The sequence below is a fragment of the Rhodopseudomonas sp. BAL398 genome (assembly GCF_033001325.1).
In the GTDB taxonomy this organism is placed as follows: domain Bacteria; phylum Pseudomonadota; class Alphaproteobacteria; order Rhizobiales; family Xanthobacteraceae; genus JARJEH01.
In genome coordinates this window covers 2,749,566-2,773,793 of record NZ_CP133111.1, presented here as the reverse complement: position 1 = coordinate 2,773,793, position 24,228 = coordinate 2,749,566, and the positions used below count along the sequence as shown (strand labels likewise).

24 protein-coding genes are annotated in these 24,228 nt (G+C 63.9%); 21 read left to right on the top strand and 3 right to left on the bottom strand.

Annotated elements, in window-relative coordinates; genetic code table 11:
* Window positions 1-29 precede the first annotated feature (29 nt).
* The 17 genes from RBJ75_RS13160 (at window position 30) to RBJ75_RS13080 (ending at window position 16,042) form a co-directional block, all read left to right on the top strand.
* Entirely contained in the window at window positions 30-896 is an 867-nt protein-coding gene (locus tag RBJ75_RS13160; protein WP_044412062.1) for a polyprenyl synthetase family protein, read from the top strand.
* Between the two features lie 50 nt (window positions 897-946).
* Window positions 947-2,080, top strand: coding sequence for a methyltransferase (locus tag RBJ75_RS13155; protein WP_044412060.1), 1,134 nt, complete (start codon window positions 947-949; stop codon window positions 2,078-2,080).
* A gap of 82 nt (window positions 2,081-2,162) precedes the next feature.
* The gene (gene bchC / locus RBJ75_RS13150; protein ID WP_044412057.1) at window positions 2,163-3,104 is read left to right on the top strand and encodes a chlorophyll synthesis pathway protein BchC; all 942 of its coding nucleotides are present in this window, start codon (window positions 2,163-2,165) and stop codon (window positions 3,102-3,104) included.
* Window positions 3,104-4,099 (top strand): chlorophyllide a reductase iron protein subunit X, encoded by a 996-nt coding sequence (locus RBJ75_RS13145; protein WP_044412054.1) that lies wholly within the window; start codon window positions 3,104-3,106, stop codon window positions 4,097-4,099. The genes bchC and RBJ75_RS13145 overlap by 1 nt, the downstream gene beginning before the upstream one ends.
* Before the next feature lie 25 nt (window positions 4,100-4,124).
* On the top strand, window positions 4,125-5,741 hold the full coding sequence (gene bchY / locus RBJ75_RS13140; protein WP_044412051.1) for a chlorophyllide a reductase subunit Y: 1,617 nt from the start codon (window positions 4,125-4,127) through the stop codon (window positions 5,739-5,741).
* Window positions 5,741-7,192 (top strand): chlorophyllide a reductase subunit Z, encoded by a 1,452-nt coding sequence (bchZ, locus tag RBJ75_RS13135; RefSeq protein ID WP_044412048.1) that lies wholly within the window; start codon window positions 5,741-5,743, stop codon window positions 7,190-7,192. The genes bchY and bchZ overlap by 1 nt, the downstream gene beginning before the upstream one ends.
* 77 nt (window positions 7,193-7,269) lie before the next feature.
* On the top strand, window positions 7,270-7,494 hold the full coding sequence (locus RBJ75_RS13130; protein WP_044412045.1) for a hypothetical protein: 225 nt from the start codon (window positions 7,270-7,272) through the stop codon (window positions 7,492-7,494).
* A 153-nt stretch (window positions 7,495-7,647) separates the two neighbouring features.
* Entirely contained in the window at window positions 7,648-7,851 is a 204-nt protein-coding gene (gene pufB, locus RBJ75_RS13125) for a light-harvesting antenna LH1, beta subunit (RefSeq protein WP_044412041.1), read from the top strand.
* 12 nt (window positions 7,852-7,863) lie between these two features.
* Complete coding sequence (gene pufA, locus RBJ75_RS13120) at window positions 7,864-8,034, top strand: light-harvesting antenna LH1, alpha subunit (RefSeq protein ID WP_044412038.1); 171 nt, start codon at window positions 7,864-7,866, stop codon at window positions 8,032-8,034.
* A 135-nt stretch (window positions 8,035-8,169) separates the two neighbouring features.
* On the top strand, window positions 8,170-9,003 hold the full coding sequence (gene pufL, locus RBJ75_RS13115; protein WP_044412035.1) for a photosynthetic reaction center subunit L: 834 nt from the start codon (window positions 8,170-8,172) through the stop codon (window positions 9,001-9,003).
* 30 nt (window positions 9,004-9,033) lie between these two features.
* Window positions 9,034-9,957 (top strand): photosynthetic reaction center subunit M, encoded by a 924-nt coding sequence (pufM, locus tag RBJ75_RS13110; RefSeq protein WP_044412032.1) that lies wholly within the window; start codon window positions 9,034-9,036, stop codon window positions 9,955-9,957.
* 396 nt (window positions 9,958-10,353) lie between these two features.
* Window positions 10,354-11,787, top strand: a complete 1,434-nt coding sequence (gene ppsR, locus RBJ75_RS13105; RefSeq protein WP_044412029.1) for a transcriptional regulator PpsR — start codon at window positions 10,354-10,356, stop codon at window positions 11,785-11,787.
* Window positions 11,780-12,676 (top strand): chlorophyll synthase ChlG, encoded by an 897-nt coding sequence (chlG, locus tag RBJ75_RS13100; RefSeq protein WP_044412070.1) that lies wholly within the window; start codon window positions 11,780-11,782, stop codon window positions 12,674-12,676. The genes ppsR (RBJ75_RS13105) and chlG overlap by 8 nt, the downstream gene beginning before the upstream one ends.
* Entirely contained in the window at window positions 12,673-14,037 is a 1,365-nt protein-coding gene (locus RBJ75_RS13095; protein WP_044412026.1) for a BCD family MFS transporter, read from the top strand. The genes chlG and RBJ75_RS13095 overlap by 4 nt, the downstream gene beginning before the upstream one ends.
* A gap of 1 nt (window position 14,038) precedes the next feature.
* Window positions 14,039-15,244 (top strand): geranylgeranyl diphosphate reductase, encoded by a 1,206-nt coding sequence (locus RBJ75_RS13090; RefSeq protein ID WP_276156848.1) that lies wholly within the window; start codon window positions 14,039-14,041, stop codon window positions 15,242-15,244.
* Complete coding sequence (locus tag RBJ75_RS13085; RefSeq protein WP_044412783.1) at window positions 15,244-15,741, top strand: TspO/MBR family protein; 498 nt, start codon at window positions 15,244-15,246, stop codon at window positions 15,739-15,741. The genes RBJ75_RS13090 and RBJ75_RS13085 overlap by 1 nt, the downstream gene beginning before the upstream one ends.
* A gap of 34 nt (window positions 15,742-15,775) precedes the next feature.
* Window positions 15,776-16,042 carry a hypothetical protein gene (locus tag RBJ75_RS13080; protein WP_234707431.1) on the top strand — a complete coding sequence of 89 codons (267 nt, stop codon included), beginning with the start codon at window positions 15,776-15,778 and terminating at the stop codon, window positions 16,040-16,042.
* A gap of 71 nt (window positions 16,043-16,113) precedes the next feature.
* Here the strand turns inward: RBJ75_RS13080 and RBJ75_RS13075 are convergent, their stop codons facing one another.
* A complete protein-coding gene (locus tag RBJ75_RS13075; protein WP_080901075.1) occupies window positions 16,114-16,563 on the bottom strand; it encodes a c-type cytochrome in 450 nt (149 codons plus the stop codon).
* Window positions 16,564-16,864: 301 nt separating this feature from the next.
* On the opposite strand from RBJ75_RS13075, the gene ppsR (RBJ75_RS13070) reads away from it, so the two are divergent.
* Window positions 16,865-18,238, top strand: coding sequence for a transcriptional regulator PpsR (gene ppsR, locus RBJ75_RS13070; RefSeq protein WP_044412792.1), 1,374 nt, complete (start codon window positions 16,865-16,867; stop codon window positions 18,236-18,238).
* Between the two features lies 1 nt (window position 18,239).
* Window positions 18,240-20,423 carry a GAF domain-containing protein gene (locus tag RBJ75_RS13065; RefSeq protein ID WP_276156847.1) on the top strand — a complete coding sequence of 728 codons (2,184 nt, stop codon included), beginning with the start codon at window positions 18,240-18,242 and terminating at the stop codon, window positions 20,421-20,423.
* A 13-nt stretch (window positions 20,424-20,436) separates the two neighbouring features.
* Here RBJ75_RS13065 and RBJ75_RS13060 read toward each other — a convergent pair whose 3' ends face one another.
* Window positions 20,437-21,126 (bottom strand): heme oxygenase (biliverdin-producing), encoded by a 690-nt coding sequence (locus RBJ75_RS13060; protein ID WP_044406934.1) that lies wholly within the window; start codon window positions 21,124-21,126, stop codon window positions 20,437-20,439.
* A gap of 76 nt (window positions 21,127-21,202) precedes the next feature.
* Window positions 21,203-22,111, bottom strand: coding sequence for a B12-binding domain-containing protein (locus RBJ75_RS13055; protein ID WP_052628839.1), 909 nt, complete (start codon window positions 22,109-22,111; stop codon window positions 21,203-21,205).
* A gap of 234 nt (window positions 22,112-22,345) precedes the next feature.
* On the opposite strand from RBJ75_RS13055, the gene bchF reads away from it, so the two are divergent.
* Both bchF and RBJ75_RS13045 read left to right on the top strand, forming a co-directional pair.
* Entirely contained in the window at window positions 22,346-22,945 is a 600-nt protein-coding gene (bchF, locus tag RBJ75_RS13050) for a 2-vinyl bacteriochlorophyllide hydratase (RefSeq protein ID WP_080900901.1), read from the top strand.
* Window positions 22,942-24,228 (top strand): ferredoxin:protochlorophyllide reductase (ATP-dependent) subunit N, encoded by a 1,287-nt coding sequence (locus RBJ75_RS13045; protein ID WP_044406931.1) that lies wholly within the window; start codon window positions 22,942-22,944, stop codon window positions 24,226-24,228. Before bchF ends, RBJ75_RS13045 begins: the two co-directional genes overlap by 4 nt.

Sequence of the window (24,228 nt, the reverse complement as noted above, 5' to 3'; positions counted from 1 at the left end):
CACTTGCTTTCAAAGCACGGGAGCCGGCCATGGATGTCACCAATCGGATCGAGCGGGCTCTAACAGATGCCTTGAATCAGGCCGATGTGACAGGGTGCCCGCCGCGACTGGCGGCGGCCATGCGCTACGCCGTGTTCCCGCGCGGTGCCCGGGTTCGGCCACGGCTTTGTCACAGCGTTGCCGCAGCATGTGGCGAGGACAACCCCGCCGCCACCGAAGCCGCTGGCGCGGCTCTGGAATTGATGCATTGCGCCTCCCTGGTCCATGACGATCTGCCGTGTTTCGACGGCGCTGCGACACGGCGCGGCCGGCCCTCGGTGCATGTCGCCTTCGGCGAACCGCTGGCGGTGCTGACCGGTGACGCACTGATCGTGCTAGCGTTCCAGACCATCGCGCGCGTCACCTGCGCGCCGGATCGACTCGCGGCGCTGACCATGACGATCGGGCAGGCGGTCGGCGTGCCGTTCGGCATCGTCGCCGGTCAGGCCTGGGAATGCGAACAGGAAATCAACCTCGCACATTATCACCGCTCCAAGACCGGCGCGCTGTTTGTCGCCGCCACCGCGGCGGGCGCGGCCTCGGCCGGCGCCGATCCGGCACCGTGGCGGATGGTCGGCGAGAAGATCGGCGAGGCCTATCAGGTCGCCGACGATCTGCGCGACGCCGCCGCCGATGAGGACGAGATCGGCAAGCCGGTCGGTCAGGACGTGGCGCATAACCGCCCCAGCGCGGTGACGCAGATGGGTATCGACGGCGCCGTGTTCCATCTGCAGTCGCTGGTGCGCGGCGCGATCGAGGCGATGCCGCCTTGCGCCAATGGCAACGAACTGCGCTCGCTGATCATGTCCGAAGCCAAGCGTCTGGTGCCGGCCAAGCTCGCGCAGTCGGCGGCGTAGCCAGGATGACCACGGTCTGGCCGTCCAGCCGGGCCGGTGGTAGGACGACGATGATCCCTTTGAGTCTTCGCGATCGGCTGCTCGGCCTGCGTGATGCGCTGCGCTCGAGCGCGCGATTTCAGCGCTTTGCAGCGGCTTTTCCGCTGACCCGGCGGGTGGCGCGGCGCCGCGCCGGGGTGATGTTCGATCTGATCGCCGGCTTCGTCTATTCGCAGGTGCTGCTCGCCTGCGTGCAGCTCAAACTGTTCGATCGCCTCGCCGCCGGCCCGGTCAGCGCCGAGGACCTCGCCGCGCGCTTGTCATTGCCGCTGGATTCGATGCGGCTGCTGCTCGACGCCGCGGTGGCGCTCGATCTGGTGCAACACCGCAGCCGGTCGCGCTACGGCCTCGGTCCGCTCGGCGCCGAACTGCGCGGCAATCCCAGCGTCACTGCCTTGGTCGCCCATCACGCCATTCTGTATCGCGATCTGTCCGACCCCGTGGCGCTGCTGCGCGACGGCGGCGGTGGCGGTGAGCTCGCGGCCTATTGGGCCTATGCGCGCGACCGCAACGCCGCCGACCTGTCCGGCGATTCGATCGCGCCCTACACCGAACTGATGGCGGCATCGCAGCCGATGATCGCCAATGAAGTGCTGCATGCCGTCTCGTTCCGCGATCGCAGCTGCCTGCTCGACGTCGGCGGCGGTGACGGCGCCTTCCTGGCCGCGGTCGCGGCGCGCGCGCCGCAGCTGCGCTGCATCCTGTTCGACCTTCCGGCAGTCGCCGCCCGCGCCGCCGCGCGATTCGAGGCCACCGGATTGTCGTCCCGCGCCACCGCGATCGGCGGCAGCTTCCTCACCGACGCACTGCCCGACGGCGCCGATATCGTTTCCCTGGTCCGAGTCATCCATGACCACGACGACGCCGAGGTGATGACGCTGCTGCGGGCGATCCACCGCGCGCTGCCGGCGGGCGGTCAATTGCTGGTGGCCGAGCCGATCGCCGGGGTCCGCGGCGCCGAGGCCATCGGCGATGCCTATTTCGCCTTTTATTTGAAAGCGATGGGCAGCGGTAAGGCGAGGACCTTCGCGCAGCTGAAACACCTTCTTGAGGCCGCCGGGTTTGGCGACATCCAGCTGGGTGCGGGGCCGATGCCGCTGGTCGCCTCCATAATTACCGCCGTCAAACGCCAGGAAGTGTGTTAATCTGGCTTGACACTATTCTACGTCAGTTTAGCATGACAGTCGCGGCGGCGGTGTCTCCGTCCCTCGGAATTTGGAGTAGGCGATGGAAACCATCGCGGTCGTTCTCACACAGCCACAACATGTCGAGCTGAGCCGGCTGGCCCTGACGGCGCCGACGGCTGACGATGTCGTGGTGGATGTGGCCTGGAGCGGCGTCAGCACCGGCACCGAGCGGCTGCTGTGGTCCGGCCAGATGCCGCAATTCCCCGGCATGGGCTATCCGCTGGTTCCCGGCTACGAGTCGGTCGGCGAGGTCGTCGAGGCCGGTCCGGGCTCCGATCTGCGCCCCGGACAGCTGGTTTTCGTACCCGGCGCCAAATGCTTCGGCGAAGTCCGCGGCCTGTTCGGCGCCTCGGCCTCGCGGCTTGTCGTGCCCGGCAAGCGCGTGGTGCCGCTCGACCAGCAGCTCGGCGAGCGTGGCATTCTGCTGGCGCTGGCGGCAACCGCTTATCATGCGATCGCGGCCCCCGGCGCGGTGGCGCCGGCCTGCATCGTCGGTCACGGCGTGCTCGGCCGCCTGCTTGCCCGGATCGCGATCGCGCTCGGCAATCCGCCGCCGATAGTGTGGGAGAAGAACCCGATCCGTGTCAGCGGCGCCACGGACTATCAGGTGATCGACCCCGAAGCCGACCCGCGCCGCGACTACGCCAGCATCTACGACGTCAGTGGCGACGCCCAACTGCTCGATACGCTGATCGGCCGGCTCGCGCCGCGTGGCGAGATCGTGCTGGCCGGTTTCTATCACCAGCCGCTGTCGTTCAATTTCCCGCCGGCCTTCATGCGCGAGGCCCGCATCCGCATCGCCGCCGAATGGCAACCGCCGGATATAGCGGCCACCAAGGCGCTGATCGAGGCCGGCAAATTGTCGCTCGATGGGCTGATCACGCATCACCACGATGCCAAGGCCGCGCCCGCCGACGCTTATCGCATCGCCTTTGAAGACCCCGCCTGCCTGAAAATGGTCCTTAACTGGAGATTGAGCTGATGAACGTTGCGACTCCAATCGCCATGACAGACGCACTCCGGGCTGAGGCCTCGATCGAGCCCGACGCGCCGGTGACCACTCCGGTCACCAAGGAAACCCAGATCATCGCGATTTATGGCAAGGGTGGCATCGGCAAGAGCTTCACGCTCGCCAACCTGTCCTACATGATGGCGCAGCAGGGGAAGAAAGTGCTGCTGATCGGCTGCGATCCGAAGAGCGACACCACCTCGCTGCTGTTCGGCGGCAAGGCCTGTCCGACCATTCTGGAGACGTCGTCGAAGAAGAAGCTCGCCGGCGAGGAAGTGAAGATCGGCGACGTCTGCTTCAAGCGCGACGGCGTCTACGCGATGGAGCTCGGTGGCCCGGAAGTCGGCCGCGGCTGCGGCGGTCGCGGCATTATTCACGGCTTCGAATTGCTGGAGAAGCTCGGCTTCCACGAATGGGGCTTCGACTACGTGCTGCTCGACTTCCTCGGCGACGTGGTGTGCGGCGGCTTCGGTCTGCCGATCGCGCGCGACATGTGCCAGAAGGTGATCGTGGTCGGCTCCAACGACCTGCAGTCGCTTTACGTGGCGAACAATGTCTGCTCCGCGGTGGAGTATTTCCGCAAGCTCGGCGGCAATGTCGGCGTCGCCGGCATGGTGATCAACAAGGACGACCAGACCGGCGAGGCGCAGGCCTTTGCCGAGGCGGTCGGCATTCCCGTGCTCGCGGCGATCCCGGCCGATGACGGCATCCGCAAGAAGAGCGCGAACTACGAAATCATCGGTCTGCCGGGCGGCGAGTGGGGTTCGCTGTTCGAAGAGCTCGCAACCAATGTCGGCGCCGCGCCGCCGGTTCGGCCGACGCCGCTGAGCCAGGACGGTCTGCTGGGGCTGTTCGCCAGCGACGTCACCGGCCGCGATGTGGTGCTGGAGCCCGCGACGCTGGAAGACATGTGCGGCGCCTCGGTGCTGGACAAGCCGTCGCTCGAAGTCGTCTACGACGCGGTCTGATGACGATCATGATGCGGAGTTCGACATGAACGCGATGTCCCGATATTCCGGCCCGATTGCTGACTCGGTCGTCAATGATCCAGTCGAGCCCGAGGTCGATGTCGCGGCCACCGCGCAGCCTGCGGTCAATGCGCAGCCCGCGATCAATGCGGCGGCGACCAAGACCGACGGTCTTGGCTGTCATGCCGGCGCCGACGAGATGAAGGCTGCGGCTAACGCCGCCGGCAAGAGCGACATTCTCGACCGCTATGCCGCCGATTATCCCAAGGGTCCGCACGATCAGCCGCAAAGCATGTGCCCGGCATTCGGCTCGTTGCGGGTCGGTCTGCGGATGCGTCGCACTGCGACGATTCTCTCCGGATCGGCGTGCTGCGTCTATGGCCTGACCTTCACCTCGCATTTCTACGGCGCGCGCCGCACCGTCGGCTATGTGCCGTTCAATTCCGAAACCCTGGTCACCGGCAAGCTGTTCGAGGACATCCGCGAGGCGGTGTTCAAGCTGGCCGATCCGGCGCTGTACGACACCATCATCATCACCAATCTGTGCGTGCCGACCGCGTCGGGCGTGCCGCTTGATCTGCTGCCGAACGAAATCAACGGCGTGCGCATCATCGGCATCGACGTGCCGGGATTCGGCGTGCCGACCCACGCCGAGGCCAAGGACGTGCTGTCGGCGGCGATGCTGGAATATGCTCGCAAGGAGGCCGAGCAGGGGCCGGTGCAGGCGCCGCGCGGCGGACGCAGCGAGCGGCCCACCGTGACGCTGCTCGGCGAGATGTTTCCGGCCGATCCGGTCGGCATCAACATGATGCTGGAGCCGCTCGGCCTGGCCGCCGGCCCGGTAGTGCCGACTCGCGAATGGCGCGAACTCTATGCGGCGCTGGATTGCTCGGTAGTCGCGGCAATTCACCCATTCTACACCGCCTGCATTCGGCAATTCGACATCGCCGGCCGCAAGGTCGTCGGCTCCGCGCCGGTCGGCCATGACGGCACCGAGGCCTGGCTCGAGGCCATCGGCACCGCCTGCAACGTGGCGCGCGACAAGATCGACGCCGCGAAGAACCGATTCCTGCCGGCGATCAAGGCCGCGCTTGCCGCCAAGCCAATCGATGCCCGGATCACCGTGTCGGGCTATGAGGGCTCGGAATTGCTGGTGGCGCGGCTGCTGATCGAAAGCGGCGCGGAGGTGCCCTATGTCGGCACCGCGGCGCCGCGCACCCAATGGTCGGATCCCGACCGCGAATGGCTCGAGGCCAAGGGCGTGCGGGTGCAGTATCGCGCATCGCTGGAAATGGATCTCGCCGCGATCGACGAGTTCAAGCCGCAGCTGGCGATCGGCACCACCCCGGTGGTGCAGAAAGCCAAGCAACTGGCGATCCCGGCGCTGTACTTCACCAATCTGATCTCGGCGCGGCCACTGTTCGGCGTCGCCGGCGCCGGCTCGCTGGCGCAGGTGGTCAATGCCGCGCTCGCCAACCAGTCGCGCTTCGACGAGATGAAAGAGTTCTTCGGCGATGTCGGCCAGGGCTACGCGGCCGGTGTCTGGGAAGACACCCCGAAGGACAACATCCCCTTCCGCGAGAAATACAAGAAGCAGATCGAAGCCCTGGCGAAGAAGCGCAAGTCGGAGGAGATGATCTGATGCTGGTGCTCGATCACGATCGCGCGGGCGGCTATTGGGGCGCGGTCTACGCCTTTACCGCCGTGAAGGGCTTGCAGGTGATCATCGATGGCCCGGTCGGTTGTGAAAACCTGCCGGTGACCTCGGTGCTGCACTACACCGACGCGCTGCCGCCGCACGAACTGCCGATCGTCGTCACCGGGCTCGGCGAGGAAGAACTCGGCCAGACCGGCACCGAAGGCGCGATGAAGCGCGCTCATCGTGTGCTCGATCCCTATCTGCCGGCCGTTGTGGTGACCGGCTCGATCGCCGAGATGATCGGCGGTGGCGTCACCCCCGAAGGCACCAATATCAAGCGCTTCCTGCCGCGCACCATCGACGAGGATCAATGGCAGGCTGCCGACCGCGCCATCGTCTGGCTGTGGAAGGAATACGGCCCGAAGAAGATCCCGGCGCGCAAGCCGCTGTCGCCGGACGTCAAGCCGCGGGTCAATATCATCGGTCCGATCTACGGCACCTTCAATATGCCGTCGGATCTGCATGAAATTCGCCGGCTGATCGAGGGCATCGGCGCCGACGTCAATATGGTGTTTCCGCTCGGCAGCCATCTGGCCGACATTCCGAAGCTGGTAAATGCCGACGTCAATGTCTGCATGTACCGCGAATTCGGCCGGATGCTGTGCGAGGCGCTGGAGCGGCCCTATCTACAGGCGCCGATCGGATTGCACTCGACCACCAAATTCCTGCGCAAGCTCGGCGAATTGCTCGGGCTCGATCCGGAGCCCTTCATCGAGCGCGAGAAGAACACCACGATCAAGCCGTTGTGGGATCTGTGGCGCTCGGTGACCCAGGATTTCTTCGGCACAGCGAGCTTTGCGATCGTCGCCAACGAGACCTATGCGCGCGGGGTGCGCAATTTTCTCGAGACCGAAATGGGGCTGCCCTGCACCTTCTCGGTCTCCCGGCTGTCCGGAAAGAAGACCGATAACGACGCGATCCGCGCCGCGGTGCGCGAGAAGCCGCCGCTGATCCTGTTCGGCAGCTACAATGAGCGGATGTACCTGGCCGAGGCCGGCGGGCGGGCGATCTACATCCCGGCCTCGTTCCCCGGCGCGGTGATTCGCCGCCATATCGGCACGCCGTTCATGGGCTATTCCGGCGCGACCTATCTGGTGCAGGAAGTCTGCAACGCGCTGTTCGACGCGCTGTTCAACATTCTGCCGCTGGCCGGTGATCTCGACCGCGTCGATCCGACGCCGGCGCGCCGCCACGAAGAAATTCTCTGGAGCGACGAGGCCAAGGCGCTGCTCGACGAAGTACTCGAGGCGCATCCGGTGCTGGTCCGCATTTCCGCCGCGAAACGGTTGCGCGATGCCGCCGAAAGCAGCGCGCGGCGGGCAGGGGAAGATCTTGTTACGACCGAATCTGTCACCAAGGCGCGGGCTGCGCTGATGGATGGGCAGTTAGTATGAATGTGATTTGAGCCAGCGCAATGCGGATCACGTTTTCGCGACGTCTTATGCGCAATGCAACAGTGAGGAGATGATCGATGTCCGACTATGTCTACACCGGCCGTCGTTCCAAGGTGCTTCCGGAAAGCGCCGCGGTGGAATCGCGCGTGATGTTCGGCGGCTGCTACGCATTGTTTCTGCTGCGTGCGATCGTGACGCGGGTGATGCCGTGGCGCAGGAAATCAGCAAGCCGGGAGTCGGTTTTCAGCGAGGCGCATAATGCGGCGAGCGTATCGGTGACGTCGTCGTTCATGGGGTTGTAATTCTCGAATTTCGTCTGGCGGTGCCGGACGAAACCGTGCCGTCTCGGAAACGAAACGGTAAATCGCTGTCGTTTCGGAAACGATGCGGCATTCGTTGTCGCCCGCGCTCGGGCGGCGAGCGGCCGATAAGGCCATCACTAGGAGGTGTACCAAATGAGTGACGGTTCCATCTCGGGACTTTCCGAAGCGGAAGCCAAGGAATTCCACTCGATCTTCGTGACGAGCTTCTTCCTCTTCATCGTTGTCGCGGTGGTTGCCCACATTCTTGCTTGGATGTGGCGTCCCTGGCTAGCGCCCATTGGCGGTTACAAGACCGCGCTGGATAGCATCCAGCATCTTGCAACGTATCTGTCGTAAAGGGAGGCAATCATGTGGCGAATTTGGCTTCTGTTTGATCCGCGCCGTGCGCTGGTCCTGCTGTTCACGTTCTTGTTCGGTCTGGCAATCATCATCCACTTCATCCTGCTGAGCACCAGCCGGTTCAACTGGCTTGATGGTGCGAAGAAGACCGCCGAGATCACTGTCAGCATGCTCACTTAATGGCATGACGTATTGCTCACCGGAACGGACGAGAAACGGACCCGCCTGCCGGGCTCGTCCGCTTCCGGTAGCTACGCGAATTTGAATGGATCACGACGATGGATATTCCCTGGCTCGCACGCGGAGGAACGATCGATGGCAATGCTCAGCTTTGAGAAAAAATACCGCGTTCGCGGCGGAACGCTAATCGGGGGCGACCTGCTCGATTTCTGGGTCGGCCCGTTCTACGTCGGGCTTTTTGGAGTCACGACTGTGTTCTTCGCGGTCGTCGGCATCGCGTTGATCATGTTGAGCGCCTCAATGGGGCCCACCTGGAATATTTGGCAGATCAGCGTGAATCCGCCCGACGTGAAATACGGATTGGGATTTGCGCCGCTGGCCGAAGGCGGAATCTGGCAGTGGGTGTCGATTTGCGCGGTCGGCGCGTTCTGTTCATGGGCGCTGCGTGAAGTTGAAATCTGCCGCAAGCTCGGCATCGGATTTCATGTTCCCTTCGCCTTCGCCTTCGCCATCTTTGCCTATGTCACCCTGGTGGTGATCCGTCCGGTTCTGATGGGCTCGTGGAGCTACGGATTCCCCTACGGCATCTTCACCCATCTCGATTGGGTCTCGAATACCGGCTATATGTACGGCCAGTTTCACTACAATCCCGCGCACATGATCGCGATCAGCTTCTTCTTCACGACGTGTCTGGCGCTGGCGCTCCATGGCGGCCTGGTTCTGTCGTCGCTGAATCCGGACCGTGGCGAACCCGTGAAGTCACCCGAGCACGAAAACACCGTGTTCCGCGATCTCGTCGGTTACTCGGTCGGGACCTTGGGCATTCATCGTGTTGGTCTGTTCATCGCTCTGTCCGCGGTGTTCTTCAGCGCGGTCTGCATGCTGCTCAGCGGCCCCGTGCTGTCCGAGGGCGGTTCCTGGCCCGAGTGGTGGGAATGGTGGCGTCGGCTTCCGGTCTGGTCTTCGTAATTTAACCCGGTCACAAGAAAGAATCTTCTCATGGCCCAGTATCAAAATATCTTCTCCCAGGTTCAGGTCGAAGGGCCTGCCTATGCCGGGGTCGCGTTACGCCCCGGCAGTTCGCCCCGAGAAACCCAGACCACGTTTATGTACTGGCTCGGAAAGATCGGTGACGCGCAGGTGGGACCGGTCTATCTCGGCTTCACCGGCGTGGCTTCGGCGCTGTGCTTTCTCGTCGCGTTTGAGATCATCGGTCTCAACATGCTGGCGCAGGTGGACTGGAGCCCGATCGCCTTTCTCAAGAACTTCTGTTGGCTCGCCCTCGAGCCACCAAAGCCCGAATACGGCCTGAGCATTCCGCCGCTGAAGGAAGGCGGCTGGTGGTTGATGACCGGGTTCTTCCTCACCACGTCGATCGTCCTGTGGTGGGTTCGCACCTATCGTCGCGCGCGGGCGCTTGGCATGGGGACCCATGTTTCGTGGGCCTTCGCCTCTGCGATCTTTCTCTATCTGTCGATCGGCTTCATTCAGCCGCTGCTGATGGGGTCCTGGAGCGAGGCACCCCCGTTCGGCATCTTCCCGCATCTTGACTGGACCAATAACTTCTCGATCAAGTACGGCAACCTCTACTACAACCCCTTCCACTGCCTCTCGATCGCGTTCCTGTACGGCTCGGCATTGCTGTTCGCCATGCACGGCGCGACCATCCTTTCCGTCAGCCGCTACGGCGGCGAGCGGGAAATCGAGCAGATGGTTGACCGCGGTACCGCACTTGAACGCGCTGCTCTGTTCTGGCGCTGGACGATGGGCTTCAACGCAACGGCGGAATCGATTCACCGCTGGGCGTGGTGGTTCGCCGTGCTGGTCCCGCTCACCGGCGGCATCGGAATCATCCTGACCGGTCCGGTCGTGGATAATTGGTTCGACTGGGGCGTCAAGCACGGGCTGGCCCCGATGCGATAAGAGAGCGCACGACGACCCGAACAGTATGCGCGCGTCCGATCTGCATTTCGCCGGTCTGGCGCGCGCAAGTGCTTTCCCCGATCGTTTTCGACCAGCCCATGGGTTACGCCGAATGGGCAACGGGTAGAGCGCGACCGGACAACCGAACGACGATCGAAGCAGTTCGACGACAAGCTAGGTCAACCTGTTGAAGAGTTGCTTGCAGATACGCCGCCGCCAAGATCTCTATCAGCAGCCGACCACGCTGCTTTATCCAAATGCTTACCGAGTTGCCTGCGCGTGCGAACGACAGTCTCCCGGGGCGGCAATGTTAAGCCAAGGTTAAGAAGTCTGCTCGGTTAAGGGGCGTGGACGCCGGGGTGGAGGCCCCCTTTTTGCTGGAGGATATTTGCCCTGGTGCAAGTGTTCAAATCTCCGAAGGAGTCGCTGGGGGATCTCGGTGCTCTGTCCGCTGCCAAGCTGATTGCCGCGGCGACCGATGTCGCGCTGGTGGTCGACGGACAGGGCGTGATCCGGGACGTGGCGTTTAACAAGGACGAGCTGTCTCTCGAACTGGACGGGCAGGGCCGTTGGCTCGGCTCGCGATTCGTGGAAATCGTGACGTCGGACACCCAACCGAAGGTCCGTGAGCTGTTGCACGAGGCAACCTCCAAGGATGCTTCGAACTGGCGTCAGGTCAATCATCCCTCGCCGCGGGGCGAGGACATTCCGATCATGTATTCGGCGATCAATATCGACCGCCAAGATCACCTCGTCGTGGTCGGGCGCGATTTGCGCCAGCTCGCGGCGATGCAGCAGCGTTTGATCAATGCGCAGCAATCAATGGAGCGGGACTATATCCGGCTGCGCCACGCCGAAACCCGCTATCGTCTGCTGTTTCAGGTGTCGGCGGAAGCGGTGATGATCGTCGATGCGGCAAGCGAACTGGTCGTCGATGCCAATCCGGCGACGCTTGCTCTGTTCGACGTCAGTGCGCCGCAGATGCTGAACTCTTCGATGGCGAGCCATTTTGCTGCGGCCGATCAGCAGGCGGTGCTGAATCTGCTGGCCGATGTCCGCTCGAGCGGCCGCGACGGCCGCGCCCGTGTCCGCCTCGCCAATGAGGGGCGCGGATGCGATCTGTCGGCGTCGTTGTTCCGCCAGGAGAATGCCGCACTGTTCCTGGTCCGGCTGGCGTCGTCTGATTCATTGCCGGAAGGTGCCTTCGCGAAGGCGACGTCGGTGCTGGTGAGATATTTCGAGGCAGCAGCGGATGGGCTCGTGATCACCCAGTTCGATGGCCGCGTGGTGAGGGCGAATCTGGCTTTTTTGGAAATGGCCCAACTGGGCAGCGCGGAACAGTCGCGCGGCGAACCGCTCGACCGCTGGCTCGGCCGAACCGGCGTCGACCTCAGCGTTGCCTTGGCGAATCTGCGGCAGAACGGATCGATCAAGCTGTTCTCGACCGTCATGCGCGGGGAGTATGGCGCGATCGCCGAGGTCGAGGTCTCGGCCGTGGCGGTGGCGGACAGCGACGACAAGCCATGCTTCGGCTTTGCGATCAGGAATGTGGAGAAGCGACTGTCGAGCGCCACCTCGTCGAAGCGCGAATTGCCGCGCTCGGTGGCGCAGCTCACCGAATTGATCGGCCGCGTGCCGCTGCGCGATCTGGTGCGCGAGACCACCGACGTGATCGAGAAGCTCTCGATCGAGGCGGCGTTGGAATTGACCGGCGACAATCGGGCGTCGGCCGCCGATATGCTCGGCCTCAGCCGTCAGAGCCTCTATGTCAAATTGCGGCGCTATGGGCTTGCCGAACATGCACCAGAAGGAGAGGCGGCGGATGAGTAACAGCATGGCCCTGCGGCCGGCCCCCTCCGCGGTGCTCGAGGTGCTGCACCCGATCACCTGGTTTCCGCCGATGTGGGCGTTCGCCTGCGGCGTGGTCTCGTCCGGCGTGCCGATCTCGCAGCGCTGGCCGGAAGTGATCGCCGGCATCGTGCTGTGCGGGCCGCTGCTGGTGGCCACCAGCCAGGTCGTCAACGACTGGTTCGATCGCCATGTCGACGCCATCAACGAGCCGAACCGGCCGATTCCCTCAGGTCGCATTCCCGGCCGCTGGGGGTTGTATCTCTCTTTCCTGTGGACCGGCGCGTCGCTGCTGCTCGCCAGCCAACTCGGCGCCTGGGTGTTCGGCGCGGCCGTGCTCGGCCTGGTGCTGGCCTGGTTCTATTCGATGCCGCCGCTGCGGCTGAAGCAGAATGGCTGGCTCGGCAACGGCGCCTGCGCCATCAGCTATGAGGGCTTTGCCTGGTTTACCGGCGCGGCCGTGATGATCGGCGGCCTGCCGGCCTGGTGGATCGTGACGCTCGCGCTGCTCTACAGCGCCGGCGCGCACGGCATCATGACCCTCAACGACTTCAAGTCGATCGAGGGCGACATCAAGACCGGCGTCGGCTCGCTGCCGGTCAAGCTCGGGGTCGACAACGCCGCGCGCGTCACCTGCGCGGTGATGGCGATCCCGCAGCTGATCGTGATTGCACTTCTGCTGGCATGGCAACGTCCGATCCAGGGCGGCATCGTCGGCCTGGTGCTGGCGGTGCAACTCGTCTTGATGGTGCGGTTCCTGCGGGCGCCGGTCGAGCGGGCGACGTGGTTCTCGGGCCTCGGCGTTGCGCTCTATGTCATCGGCATGATGGCGAGCGCGGTTGCCGTCTCATCCTTCGGAGTCCCAGCATGAACCCGACAGCGGTGAAGCCGCTCTCCTGGCTTGGCATCGTGCGGATGGGGCTGGTGCAGACCGGCCTCGGCGCCATCGTCGTCCTCACCACCTCGACCCTGAACCGGGTGATGGTGGTCGAACTGGCGCTGCCGGCAATGCTGCCCGGCGCCTTGGTGGCGATCCACTACGCACTCCAGGTGTTTCGTCCGGCCTGGGGGCATGGCTCCGATCTCGGCGCGCGACGAACCCCGTGGATCGTCGGCGGCATGGCGGTGCTGGCGATCGGTGGATTTCTGGCAGCGGTGGCGACCGCGTGGATGACCACGCAGCCCTTGTTCGGAATTACGCTGGCGATCGCCGCGTTCGGCCTGATCGGCGTCGGCGTCGGCGCCGCCGGCACCTCGCTGCTGGTGCTGCTGGCCAAACGTACCGACGACAAGCGGCGCGCGGCAGCGGCGACCATCGTCTGGGTGATGATGATCGCCGGATTCATCGTCACCACCGGCGTCGCCGGTCAATTGCTCGATCCGTTCTCGCCGACCCGGCTGGTCGTGGTTTCGGGATGCGTGTCGCTGGTCGCGATGGTTCTGACCGTCATCGGCGTCTGGGGCATCGAGGGCCGCGGCGTTGCGGTGACCTCCGCTGCCCCGGAGCCGCCGCAGCCCGGGCAAAAATCCTCGTTCCGGGCCGCTTTCGCGGAAGTCTGGGCCGAGCCGCAGGCGCGGCGCTTCGCGATCTTCGTGTTCGTGTCGATGCTGGCCTATAGCGCGCAGGATCTGATCCTGGAGCCCTTCGCCGGCGCGGTGTTCGGCTTTACGCCCGGCGAAACCACCAAGCTCTCCGGCATCCAGCATGGCGGCACCTTGCTGGGCATGGCGCTGGTGCCGCTGATCGGCGCGGTGTTTCCGAAATCACGCGGCAATCTGCCGATCTGGACCGTCGGCGGCTGCGTCGCCTCGGCGATCGCGCTGCTCTGCCTGGCGGCCGCGGCGCTGATCGGCCCGTCCTGGCCGCTGCGCCAAACTGTGTTCATGCTCGGCGTCACCAACGGCGCCTATGCGGTGGCGGCGATCGGATCGATGATGGCGCTGGTCAGCGCCGGCGGCGAGAAACGAGAAGGCGTGCGGATGGGATTGTGGGGCGCCGCACAGGCGATCGCCTTCGGCATCGGCGGCTTCGTCGGCACCCTCGCCAGCGATGTCGCCCGGCAGATCCTGTCGTCGCCGACGCTGTCCTACGCGGTGGTGTTCGCCAGCGAAGCGGGGCTGTTCCTGGTGTCGGCGGTCATGGCGGTCTGGGTTCATCGGGCCCAGGTCAAGGACCGACGACATCAAGCTGACACCGTCAATTTATCCACAGCAGCTGTTGCCGGAGGTTGAGATGACCGAGAAATCCGACATTTACGATACAGTCATTATCGGCGGCGGCCCTGCGGGTGCAACCGCGGCGCACGACCTGGCCGAATCCGGCCGCCGAGTCGTTCTGCTCGATCGGGCCGGGCGCATCAAGCCGTGCGGCGGCGCAATCCCGCCGCGCGCGATCCGCGATTTCGCGATTCCCGATCATATGATCGTCGCCAAGATCAAGGCGGCGCGGATGGTGTCGCCGTCCGATGTCGAAGTCGATATGCCGATCGATGGCGGCTATGTCGGCATGGTCGACCGCGAATTCTTCGACGAATGGCTGCGCAGCCGCGCCGCGGAAGCCGGCGCCGAGCGGCGCACCGGGCTGTTCAAGCGCTATGAGCGCGACGAGAGCGGCGTCAACACAGTGCATTATGACGAGCGCGCGGCCGACGGCACGATGCGTGAGGCCAGCGTGCGGACCCGCGCGCTGATCGGCGCCGATGGCGCGGTCTCCGCGGTGGCTCGGCAGTTCCTGCCCGGCGACGATCGGGTGCCCTATGTGTTCGCCTATCACGAGATCATCCGCGCGCCGCAACAATCCCCGACGGTCAAATATGACAGCCAGCGCTGCGACGTTTACTATCAGGGCACGGTGTCGCCGGATTTCTACGGCTGGGTGTTTCCGCATGGTGACACCGTCAGCGTCGGCACCGGCTCGATGATGAAGGGCTTCTCGCTGCGCGATTCGGTCGGCGAATTGCGCAAGGCCGCCGGTCTCGACGAGGTCGAGACCATCCGCAAGGAAGGCGCGCCGATCCCATTGCATCCGTTGCCGCGATGGGACGACGGACACAGCGTGCTGCTGGCTGGCGATGCCGCTGGCGTGGTGGCGCCGGCGTCGGGCGAGGGCATCTATTATGCGATGCTGGGTGGGCGTCTGGCGGCGGAGGCTGTCGATGAGTTCCTCGCAACCGCGGATGCAAAGGCGCTGAAGCTTGCCCGCAAGCGCTTCATGCGGGCCAACGGCTCGGTGTTCCGGATTCTCGGACTGATGCAGTGGTACTGGTATTCCAACGACAAGCGCCGCGAACAATTCGTCAATATCTGCCGCGATCGCGACGTGCAGAAACTGACGTGGGACGCTTACATGAACAAGAAGCTGGTGCGCGCCAAGCCCATTGCCCATGTGCGAATCTTCTTTAAAAACCTCGCGCATATGACGGGGTTGGCATCGGTCTGATGGTTGTTGCAAGCAAGAGTTTTTGGAAGCCCGTCGTGATCGCGGCGGCGGCGGCGACCTTTGTGGGCGCGCTCGGCGCGACCCTGACCGACACCGGGCCATGGTATCAGCGGCTGCAGAAGCCATGGTGGCAGCCGCCGGACTGGTTGTTCGGTCCGGCCTGGACGTTGATCTTCGCGCTGGCGGCGATGTCGGCGATCTATGCCTGGCGTGGCACCCGGACCACGAGCCAGCGCGAATGGGTGATCGGCCTGTTCGCCCTCAACGGCTTTCTGAACATCGTCTGGAGCACGTTGTTCTTCGCGGCGCGGCGGCCGGATTGGGCCTTGGTCGAAGTGCCGTTGCTGTGGCTGTCGATCCTGATTGCGATCGCGGCGTTCTGGCGGATGTCGCGCGCCGCGAGCTACTATCTTCTGCCCTATCTCCTGTGGGTGACCTTCGCCGCCTATCTCAACTGGACCGTGGTGCAGCTGAACGCGCCGTTCGACCTGGGATGAAGGCTCCAGATCGAAAGTATCCGCGATGGCGACAATGACCGGGTTTTTCGCGAGCGGACACTTCGTCGATCTGGTTCTGCTCTTCCTTGTGGTCGAGGCGATCGCCGTGGTCGGCTATTGGCGCAGGACCCGGCGCGGCATTCGGCCCGCCGAGTTTTTGCCGGGCCTGTGTTCGGGAGCCTTGATGCTGCTGGCGCTGCGCGTCACATTGGCGGGCGGCGGCTGGCTGGTGCCCACGCTCTGTCTCGGGGCTGCCGGTATAGCCCATCTGATAGACGTCAGCCGACGCTGGCGGAGCTAGCGTCGGCTGAGATCGGCGCGGCGTTGGCGCCGCAAAGTCAGAAAAGTCAGACTGGCTTGATGGAGTCGGACTTACTTCTTCGAGAACGTGTCGAGATAGGCGATGACGTCCTTGCGCTTCTGCTCGTCGGCGAGCTTGAAGGTCATCTTGGTCGAGCCCTTGGCCTCATCCGCGTGACCCTTGTCGGTCAGGAACTTCTTCAGGAAGGCGTTGGGATCGGGCAGGTACTCGTAGACCAGCGCATTGGTCCAAACCAGCCCGGCCTCGCCGGCATGCTTGTTGAGCTCGGAATAGTTGAAGCCCGGTGCGGTTCCGGACTGCCGGCCGATCACGCCGGTCAAAGCCGGGCCGACCAAGTTCTTGGCATCGGGACCGATGCGGTGGCAGGTCATGCACTGCTTGAACACGATCGCACCCTTGGCGGCATCGCCACCTGCGGAAGGATCCTGGGCCGAAGCCGTGCCAATCGACAAAGCGCCGGCGGCCGTCAAAGCCATAAATGTGAGAAATTTACGAACCACTTGTCTCTCCTTGATGTCGTTTGCGCCCCGATCGACGCAGGCCGGAAGCCCGTAGTCAACAGGACGCATCAAAACCCGTTCCGATACGACCTGTAAAGCGTTACTGACACGGCGCGGGCTTGGAAAGAGATAGTTTTCTTGACTTATAGCATTGATTTGGCGCAATTATTGCGTGTCAGACCGGATTCTTCGCCGAATTGTGTCACTTGCAATTGGCATAACGTCTGCATATTTGCCTGACAGTCGTGCTATGGTCGCTTCATCGTCGATGGAGCACGAGCTTACAAGCAAGAGCGGAACAATGGCTGCGAAACCAGTTCAGCCGGACATCACCCTCCTTTTGGATATGGACGGGGTGATCCGTGACGCGACATTGTCCTCCGCCATGGCCAACGAAAGCGTGGATGGTTGGCTCGGCCGGGCCTGGACCGACGTTGCTGGAGACAGCGGCGGCGATAAGGTTCGGCGCATGGTTGAGGATGCGAGGTCGAGCGGCATTTCTGCCTTCCGCCAGATCAATCAGCGCTTTCCAAGCGGCGTCGAAATTCCGATGGAATTCACCACGATGTTGCTGGGCGATCGCGCCGGCATGCTCGCGGTTGGCAAGAATCTTCAGGCCGTGACCGAACTGCACGCGCGCCTGATCGCCGCCCAGCAGACCATGGAGCGCGATTATTGGCGGCTTCGTGAAATCGAGACCCGCTACCGGCTTGTCTTTGACGCCTCCAACGAAGCGGTGGTGATCGTCTCCGCATCCGACCTGCGGATCGTCGAGGCCAATCGCGCCGCCGTGGAGGCGCTCAGCGCGTCCGAGCGACGAAATGAAGATTTGGCCGGGCGCGAAATACTCCAGGACGTGGCGTTGCAGGACCGCGAGGTGGTCCGCGAGATGCTGGCCCGCGTCCGCGCGCGCGGCAAGGCGCTGAGTATTCTCGTGCATCTTGGCCAGGACGCCAAACCGTGGATGCTGCGCGGTTCGTTGATGTCGTCCGAATCCGGGCAGGTGTTCTTGCTGCAGTTCACGGCGGCGGCGGTTGCCGCGCGGGGCGGCGATCATGACGAGCAGGCGACCCTCAAGGGCCTGATCGATCGTGTCCCCGATGGTTTCGTGGCGCTGGACGCCGCGGGCATCATCCGTCACGCCAACCAGGCGTTCCTGGACATCGTGCAGATCGGCTCCAAAGGTTCGGTGATCGGCGAGACATTGGCGCGCTGGTTGTCGCAACCCGGCGCGGATCTGAGCGTGCTGTTGTCGAATCTGCAGCGCTACAAGACCGTGCGGCTGTTCTCGACGGTGATCCACGGCGAACTCGGCAGCGAGACCGAGGTCGAGATTTCCGCTGTCGCCGGCGATGGCGGCGACCAGAATTATATCGGGGTGCTGATGCGGAATATTTCGCGCCGGCTGTCCTCGACGGGCGAGGGCGATTCATTGCGGGCTGCGCTTGGACCGATCAGCGAACAGCTCGGACGCTCGTCGCTGCGCAAGCTGGTCAAGAATACGGTGAGCATCGTCGAGCAACATTACGTCAAAGAAGCCCTCGAGGCGTCCCGCGGCAACCGGACCGCGACAGCGGAGTTGTTGGGACTTAGCCGGCAGAGTCTTTATGCCAAGCTGAACCGGTACGGCCTCGAAGACCGGGAGCCGGAATCCCAGGACGGCTCTGAGGATTGAGTTGGCAATATCTGTCCAACCGACCCCGGCGTTCGGAAAAGCCGACCTTTCGAACTGCGAACGGGAAGAGATTCACCTTGCCGGCTCGATTCAGCCGCATGGGACCCTGCTCGTCATCAACGAGCCCGAACATCGCGTCATCCAGGCCAGCGCCAACGCCGCCGCGTTCCTGAACCTCGACAAGGTGATCGGCATGCTGCTTGCCGAAATCGACGGCGACCTGCTGATGCGCATCCTGCCGCATCTCGATCCCACCTCGGAAGGTCTGCCGATCGCGGTGCGATGCCGGATCGGCAATCCGAGTGCCGAATTCGACGGCTTGCTGCATCGCCCGCCCGAGGGCGGCTTGATCATCGAGCTCGAACGGGCCGGACCATCGATCGATCTGTCATCGACCCAGGTCGACGACGCGCTGGAAAAAATCCGCACCGCGAACTCGCTGCGCGCGTTGTGCGACGAGGCCGCGGCGCTGTTCCAGGCTCGCGCCGGCTACGATCGTGTGATGGTGTACCGGTTTGACGAAGAGGGGCACGGCGAGGTGTTCTCCGAGCGCCGCAGACCCGAACTCGAGGCCTTTCTGGGCAATCGTTATCCGGCGACCGACATCCCGCAAATGGCGCGGCGGCTTTACGAACGCACCCGGGTCCGGGTTCTGGTCAATGTCGCCTATGAGCCGGTGCCGCTCGAACCGCGGCTGTCGCCGCTGACCGGGCGCGATCTCGATATGTCGCTGTGCTTCCTGCGCAGCATGTCGCCGATTCACCTGCAATATTTGAAGAACATGGGCGTCTGCGCGACGCTGGTGGTGTCGCTCGTGGTCGGCGGGAAATTGTGGGGGCTGATCGCCTGTCACCATTATCAGCCGCGCTTCATCCATTTCGAGACCCGGGCGGTCTGCGAGCTGCTGGCCGAGGCGATCGCCACCCGGATCGCGGCGCTGGAGAGTTTCGCGCAGAGCCAGTCGGATTTGTTCGTGCAGCGACTCGAGCAGCGGATGATCGAGGCGATATCACGCGAAGGCGATTGGCGGGCGGCGATCTTCGACGGTTCGCAGTCGATCCTTCAGCCGCTCAATGCCAGCGGCTGCGCGCTGGTCTATGAGGGGCAGGTCAGGACGGCGGGCGAGGTTCCCGGCACTCAGGAGATCCGCGAACTAAGCGCCTGGCTCGACCGCGGCAACAGGGCGGCGTTGGTCAGCACCGCATCGCTGGGCATCGAGGTCCCGGAATTTTCCGCACTGACCAGGGTCGCCAGCGGAATCGTCGCGACGCCGATTTCGAACAATTCGGGTGAATATCTGATCTGGTTTCGACCCGAGCGAATTCACACCGTCACCTGGGGCGGCGACCCGCTGAAGCCGTTTATGATCGGCGACAATCCGTCCGACCTGTCGCCGCGGCGCTCCTTCGCGCAATGGCATCAGCTGGTCGAGGGCACGTCCGACCCGTGGACGCCTTCGGACCTCGCCGCGGCGCGGCTGATCGGACGCACGGTTGCCGATATCGTTCTGCAGTTTCGCGCGGTGCGCACCCTGATCGCGCAGGACCAGTTGGAGCAGTTCAGCCGGCATGTGCGAATCGCCGCACAGCCGATCATCATCGCCGACATCGACGGCAAGATCCTTCTGATCAACCAGGCCTTCACCGCCTTGCTGCCGCAGGGCCATGCGGTCCCGGTTCGGCTCGACGATCTGGCGGATGCGTTTCACGAGCCATACGACTTTCTGCGCAATATCGGCGAGTTGCTCAACCAGCGCCGCGCCTGGCGCGGCGAGTTGCTGCTGCGCGGCGTCAACAACGAGGTGCGGCCGCTGATGGTGCGGGCCGATCCGGTGTTGCCGGCGCAAGACCGCGTGTTGGGATTTGTGCTGATCTTCACCGACATCACCGACCGCAAGGCGGCCGAGGCCGCGCGCAGCCGGTTTCAAGAAGGCATCATCAAGAGCCACCGCATCAATAGCGTGCGCCTCGATTCGAAGACCGACCTCGTCTATCAAAACCTGCTGTCCGCAGTGGTCGAGAACGCCCAGTTGGCGGCGCTGGAAATCACCTATGGGGTCGAGACCGGCCGGATCGCCGAGATGCTCGAAGGCGTGCGCAACTCGACCTTGCGGACCGCGGAGCTGCTCGAACAGCTGATCTGGCACTCGTCGCGTACCCGCGATGACGACAACAGCCAAAAATAGCGATCTCGGCGGCCTATTGCGCGTGCAGGGCCGTGGCGCCGGTCTGAGCTTGGAGTTGCACGGCAACCGACAGCGCGATGTTGAGTGAAAATGCCAGCGCGCCTTCCTCGATGATCGCGCCGGGATCGGCGGCCGCCGCGCCGGCCTGCTCGAGCGCCTGACGATAGTCGTTCTTCAAGGTGGCCGGATCGGAAACGCCAGAGAAGTCGTACAGCGACAATTCGTCGGGCTGCATGCCGAGCGTCTTGGCGAGCAGCCGCGCCAGCAGCGAACCGCCGTTGAGGTCGCCGAGATAGCGCGTATAGGCGTGGGCGATCAGTCTGGCGCCGTCGCCCTGGGCCACCTCGGCGACGCGGCGGGCGTAAGCCTCGCCCGTCGGCAGCAGCGGGATCGTGCGGGCCCAGTCGGCGCCGCACAGCGCCGTCAGATCGGATTCAATCGCCGAGGTCCGGTCGAGCTTATAGGCCGCCAGCGGGGCAAGTCCGCGGGAGTCGCGATGTCGCGCGATTCCGGCTTCGATCTCGCGATAGGCGGCGTGCAGATTGCGCAGCAGCAGCGCGTAGCTTTCGCGGCTCGCCGCGCCATGCAGGATGTCCGAAATGATTCCGGATTTTTCGGCTTCGAGGTGGAGGGCCTTTGTCCGCAGGTAAAGTGCACTGACGACGCTGGCTGGCGCCACGCCGTTTACCGATCCAACCGCCATTCGCGCAGCCCCCGAGTTTAGTCAACGCGACACCGTAGCAGATTGTCGGCCGGGGCGAGCTGGTTTCTCCGGGCCTTCAGCTGTGGTCCTTCTTCATCACCATCACGAGCTCGCGGGCTTGTCGCGGCGCGGTCGACGCATCCACCGACGTCATGTCGGCTCCCATCGCGGTCCCGAGTTCGGGCAGGCGGGCCACCATCGGACCGCCGATCATGATCGCGACATGGCGGTTGCGGGAATCGCGGCGGATTGTCTGGATATCCCGCTTCAGCTCGTCGAGTCGTCGGTCGCTGGTGATTGAAAAGCCGACCACGTCGAACCACCGCTCCTGGACCAAAGAGGTGAGTTCGAGGTGCGATGCGAATGGGCCGATCGCGATGTTCCAGCCTTCGCGGCGGAAGAATTCGGCGACCATCGACATTCCGAAACTGTGCTGCTCGCCCGGAATGGTTGTCAGTAGCAGGGAGCCACCGCCGATCGCATGATCGGGCTGCGAAAAGGACTCGCTCAGTTGGCGCATGATTCGCTGCATACGGCTGACACCGAGCGTGACATTGGCGAAGTCGGTGTGGTCGGTCTCCCACATCTCGCCGAGCTGGCGCGCCACCGGAGCCAACAGGTTGAGCAGGATCGAATCGGTCGACTCGCCCCGCGCTCTGAGACTCTCGACATAGGCGCGGGCAGCGTCCTCGTCGTTACCCAAGACCAAGCTGACGAACTCTTCCAATTCTGTAGTCAACGGTTGATCGTTTGACGCCAAGTGTTGATCCGGGGGCATTTCGTCCTGTCGCGATGGCCGGGTGCGAAGCGCGAGCGCAATCTTCGGAATGATCTGGGTCTTGAGGGCCCGGACCATGCCGGTGGCACTCAGAGGCGGGTGAAGTCGCCAGATCGGTTCGGGGAATGCACGTCCGGGTCGACTGCTGGGGATGCCGCCGTCCTGAGTGATGTCCGCCAACTGCGCGTGATCATGCAAATCGCCCATCTGGGTACTCCTCCGAAGTTAAGACCCCAGCCCCAGCTAACCGTCAAGTTTAATTTACGTATGGTTTGGTTGACAGTCAGGTGAACGGAGTTTAGCCTTTGTGGATCAAGCCCGCACATAGGGAGTGGCGCGGTGCATCGTCGGACAGCCTCAGATCAAGATTATGTGGAATACGGCAAATTGCCGCCTGTTTCCCGTGGCCCTGGGGCCGCATCGCATCACCACGACAATGAAGTGTCAAATAATCTTTACAGGCAGAATCCCGCATCTCATGCTGCGGACGCGAAGGCGGCTGCCGTCTCGGCTTCTGCGGCGCCACAAATTCCAGCGGGCCCACAGCTGGTTAGGGCGCTCTACACGCCCGAGGAGCGGGCTCGCCGCGATGCAACAAAATGGACTCTGGTTCAGGGAATTTTGGCGCCTGTCCAGTTTCTGGTGTTTCTGATCAGCCTCGGTTTGGTGGTTAGATACCTTCTGACCGGAGACGGCTTCGCCGTCGCCACTACCTCGATCGTGATCAAGACCCTGGTGCTCTACACAATCATGGTCACGGGTGCGATCTGGGAGCGTGAGGTATTCGGGTGCTACTTGTTTGCGCCCGCCTTCTTCTGGGAAGACGTCTTCAGCTTCTTGGTGCTGACTCTTCACACCGCCTATCTGGTGATGCTGTTCGCCGGTCTTGGCGATCCCCGCCAGCAGATGCTGGTCGCGCTGGCCGCCTATGCCTCCTACGTCATCAATGCCACCCAGTTCGTCCTCAAGCTGCGTGCGGCCCGCCGCGATGAGCGCATCGCCGCGCTGAGCGCCGCAAACGCTGCCGGGAGCCGCGCATGACCGTGTCCGCCACAGGCTGCGCGGTGGCTGCGGACCAGCCCGTGCCCCGTGCCATCCGCAACGAAAGTGGACAGCGCGAGGTGTTTTGCGGGCTGACCGGGATCGTCTGGCTGCATCGCAAGATTCAGGACGCGTTCTTCCTGGTGGTCGGATCGCGGACTTGTGCGCATCTGATCCAGTCGGCCGCCGGGGTGATGATTTTCGCCGAGCCACGCTTCGCCACCGCGATCATGGAAGAGAAGGACCTAGCGGGTCTGACCGATGCCAATGACGAGCTCGACCGCATCGTCACCCAATTGCTGACCCGGCGTCCCGACATCAAGCTGCTGTTTCTGGTTGGCTCCTGCCCGTCCGAAGTGATCAAGCTGGATCTGTCGCGGGCCGCGCTGCGGCTGTCGCAGCGATTCTCCCCCGGCGTTCGGATTCTGAACTATTCCGGCAGCGGCATCGAGACCACCTTCACCCAGGGCGAGGATGCCTGTCTGGCGTCGTTGGTGCCGGAGCTTCCGGCGGCTTCGAGCGATGAGACGAGCCTGTTGGTGGTCGGATCGATGGCCGACGTCGTCGAGGATCAGTTCATCCGGATGTTCGATGCGCTCGGCGTCGGCCCGGTGCAGTTCTTCCCGCCGCGCAAATCGACCGCGCTGCCGAGTGTCGGGCCGAACACCAGATTCCTGCTGGCGCAGCCGTTCCTTCCCGACACCGCGCGCGAGCTGGAAAATCGCGGCGCCAAACGTCTGGCGGCGCCTTTCCCGCTTGGCGTCGAGGGCACCACCGGCTGGCTGCGCGCCGCGGCCACCGCCTTCGGGATCGATCCGGTTGTGTTCGATAAGTTGACCGAGCCCAATCGCGCCCGCGCCGAACGCGCGCTGGCCGGCTATCGCAACGAGCTCGCCGGCCGCAAGATCTTCTTCTTCCCCGATTCCCAGCTCGAAATTCCGCTGGCGCGGTTTCTTTCGCGCGAATTGTCGATGCAGCTGGTCGAGGTCGGCACGCCCTATCTCCATCGCGAGCATCTCGCCGAGGAGTTGAAATTGCTGCCTGCCGAGGTCGCGCTGACCGAAGGCCAGGACGTCGATCTGCAGCTCGATCGCTGCCGCCTCGCGCGTCCCGACATCGTGGTGTGCGGGCTCGGTCTGGCCAATCCGCTGGAGGCCGAAGGCATCACTACGAAATGGTCGATCGAACTCGTCTTCACCCCGATCCAGGGCTACGAGCAGGCGGCTGATCTGGCCGAATTGTTCGCGCGGCCGCTGGTTCGCCGCGCCAAATTGGTGGCCTGA

Bases quoted from the DNA above. Each gene is read 5' to 3' on its own strand.
- RBJ75_RS13160 (WP_044412062.1), top strand. From the start codon at position 30: ATGGATGTCACCAATCGGATCGAGCGGGCTCTAACAGATGCCTTGAAT.
- RBJ75_RS13155 (WP_044412060.1), top strand. From the start codon at position 947: ATGATCCCTTTGAGTCTTCGCGATCGGCTGCTCGGCCTGCGTGATGCG.
- bchC (WP_044412057.1), top strand. From the start codon at position 2,163: ATGGAAACCATCGCGGTCGTTCTCACACAGCCACAACATGTCGAGCTG.
- RBJ75_RS13145 (WP_044412054.1), top strand. From the start codon at position 3,104: ATGAACGTTGCGACTCCAATCGCCATGACAGACGCACTCCGGGCTGAG.
- bchY (WP_044412051.1), top strand. From the start codon at position 4,125: ATGAACGCGATGTCCCGATATTCCGGCCCGATTGCTGACTCGGTCGTC.
- bchZ (WP_044412048.1), top strand. From the start codon at position 5,741: ATGCTGGTGCTCGATCACGATCGCGCGGGCGGCTATTGGGGCGCGGTC.
- RBJ75_RS13130 (WP_044412045.1), top strand. From the start codon at position 7,270: ATGTCCGACTATGTCTACACCGGCCGTCGTTCCAAGGTGCTTCCGGAA.
- pufB (WP_044412041.1), top strand. From the start codon at position 7,648: ATGAGTGACGGTTCCATCTCGGGACTTTCCGAAGCGGAAGCCAAGGAA.
- pufA (WP_044412038.1), top strand. From the start codon at position 7,864: ATGTGGCGAATTTGGCTTCTGTTTGATCCGCGCCGTGCGCTGGTCCTG.
- pufL (WP_044412035.1), top strand. From the start codon at position 8,170: ATGGCAATGCTCAGCTTTGAGAAAAAATACCGCGTTCGCGGCGGAACG.
- pufM (WP_044412032.1), top strand. From the start codon at position 9,034: ATGGCCCAGTATCAAAATATCTTCTCCCAGGTTCAGGTCGAAGGGCCT.
- chlG (WP_044412070.1), top strand. From the start codon at position 11,780: ATGAGTAACAGCATGGCCCTGCGGCCGGCCCCCTCCGCGGTGCTCGAG.
- RBJ75_RS13095 (WP_044412026.1), top strand. From the start codon at position 12,673: ATGAACCCGACAGCGGTGAAGCCGCTCTCCTGGCTTGGCATCGTGCGG.
- RBJ75_RS13090 (WP_276156848.1), top strand. From the start codon at position 14,039: ATGACCGAGAAATCCGACATTTACGATACAGTCATTATCGGCGGCGGC.
- RBJ75_RS13085 (WP_044412783.1), top strand. From the start codon at position 15,244: ATGGTTGTTGCAAGCAAGAGTTTTTGGAAGCCCGTCGTGATCGCGGCG.
- RBJ75_RS13080 (WP_234707431.1), top strand. From the start codon at position 15,776: ATGACCGGGTTTTTCGCGAGCGGACACTTCGTCGATCTGGTTCTGCTC.
- ppsR (WP_044412792.1), top strand. From the start codon at position 16,865: ATGGCTGCGAAACCAGTTCAGCCGGACATCACCCTCCTTTTGGATATG.
- RBJ75_RS13060 (WP_044406934.1), bottom strand. From the start codon at position 21,126: ATGGCGGTTGGATCGGTAAACGGCGTGGCGCCAGCCAGCGTCGTCAGT.
- RBJ75_RS13055 (WP_052628839.1), bottom strand. From the start codon at position 22,111: ATGGGCGATTTGCATGATCACGCGCAGTTGGCGGACATCACTCAGGAC.
- RBJ75_RS13045 (WP_044406931.1), top strand. From the start codon at position 22,942: ATGACCGTGTCCGCCACAGGCTGCGCGGTGGCTGCGGACCAGCCCGTG.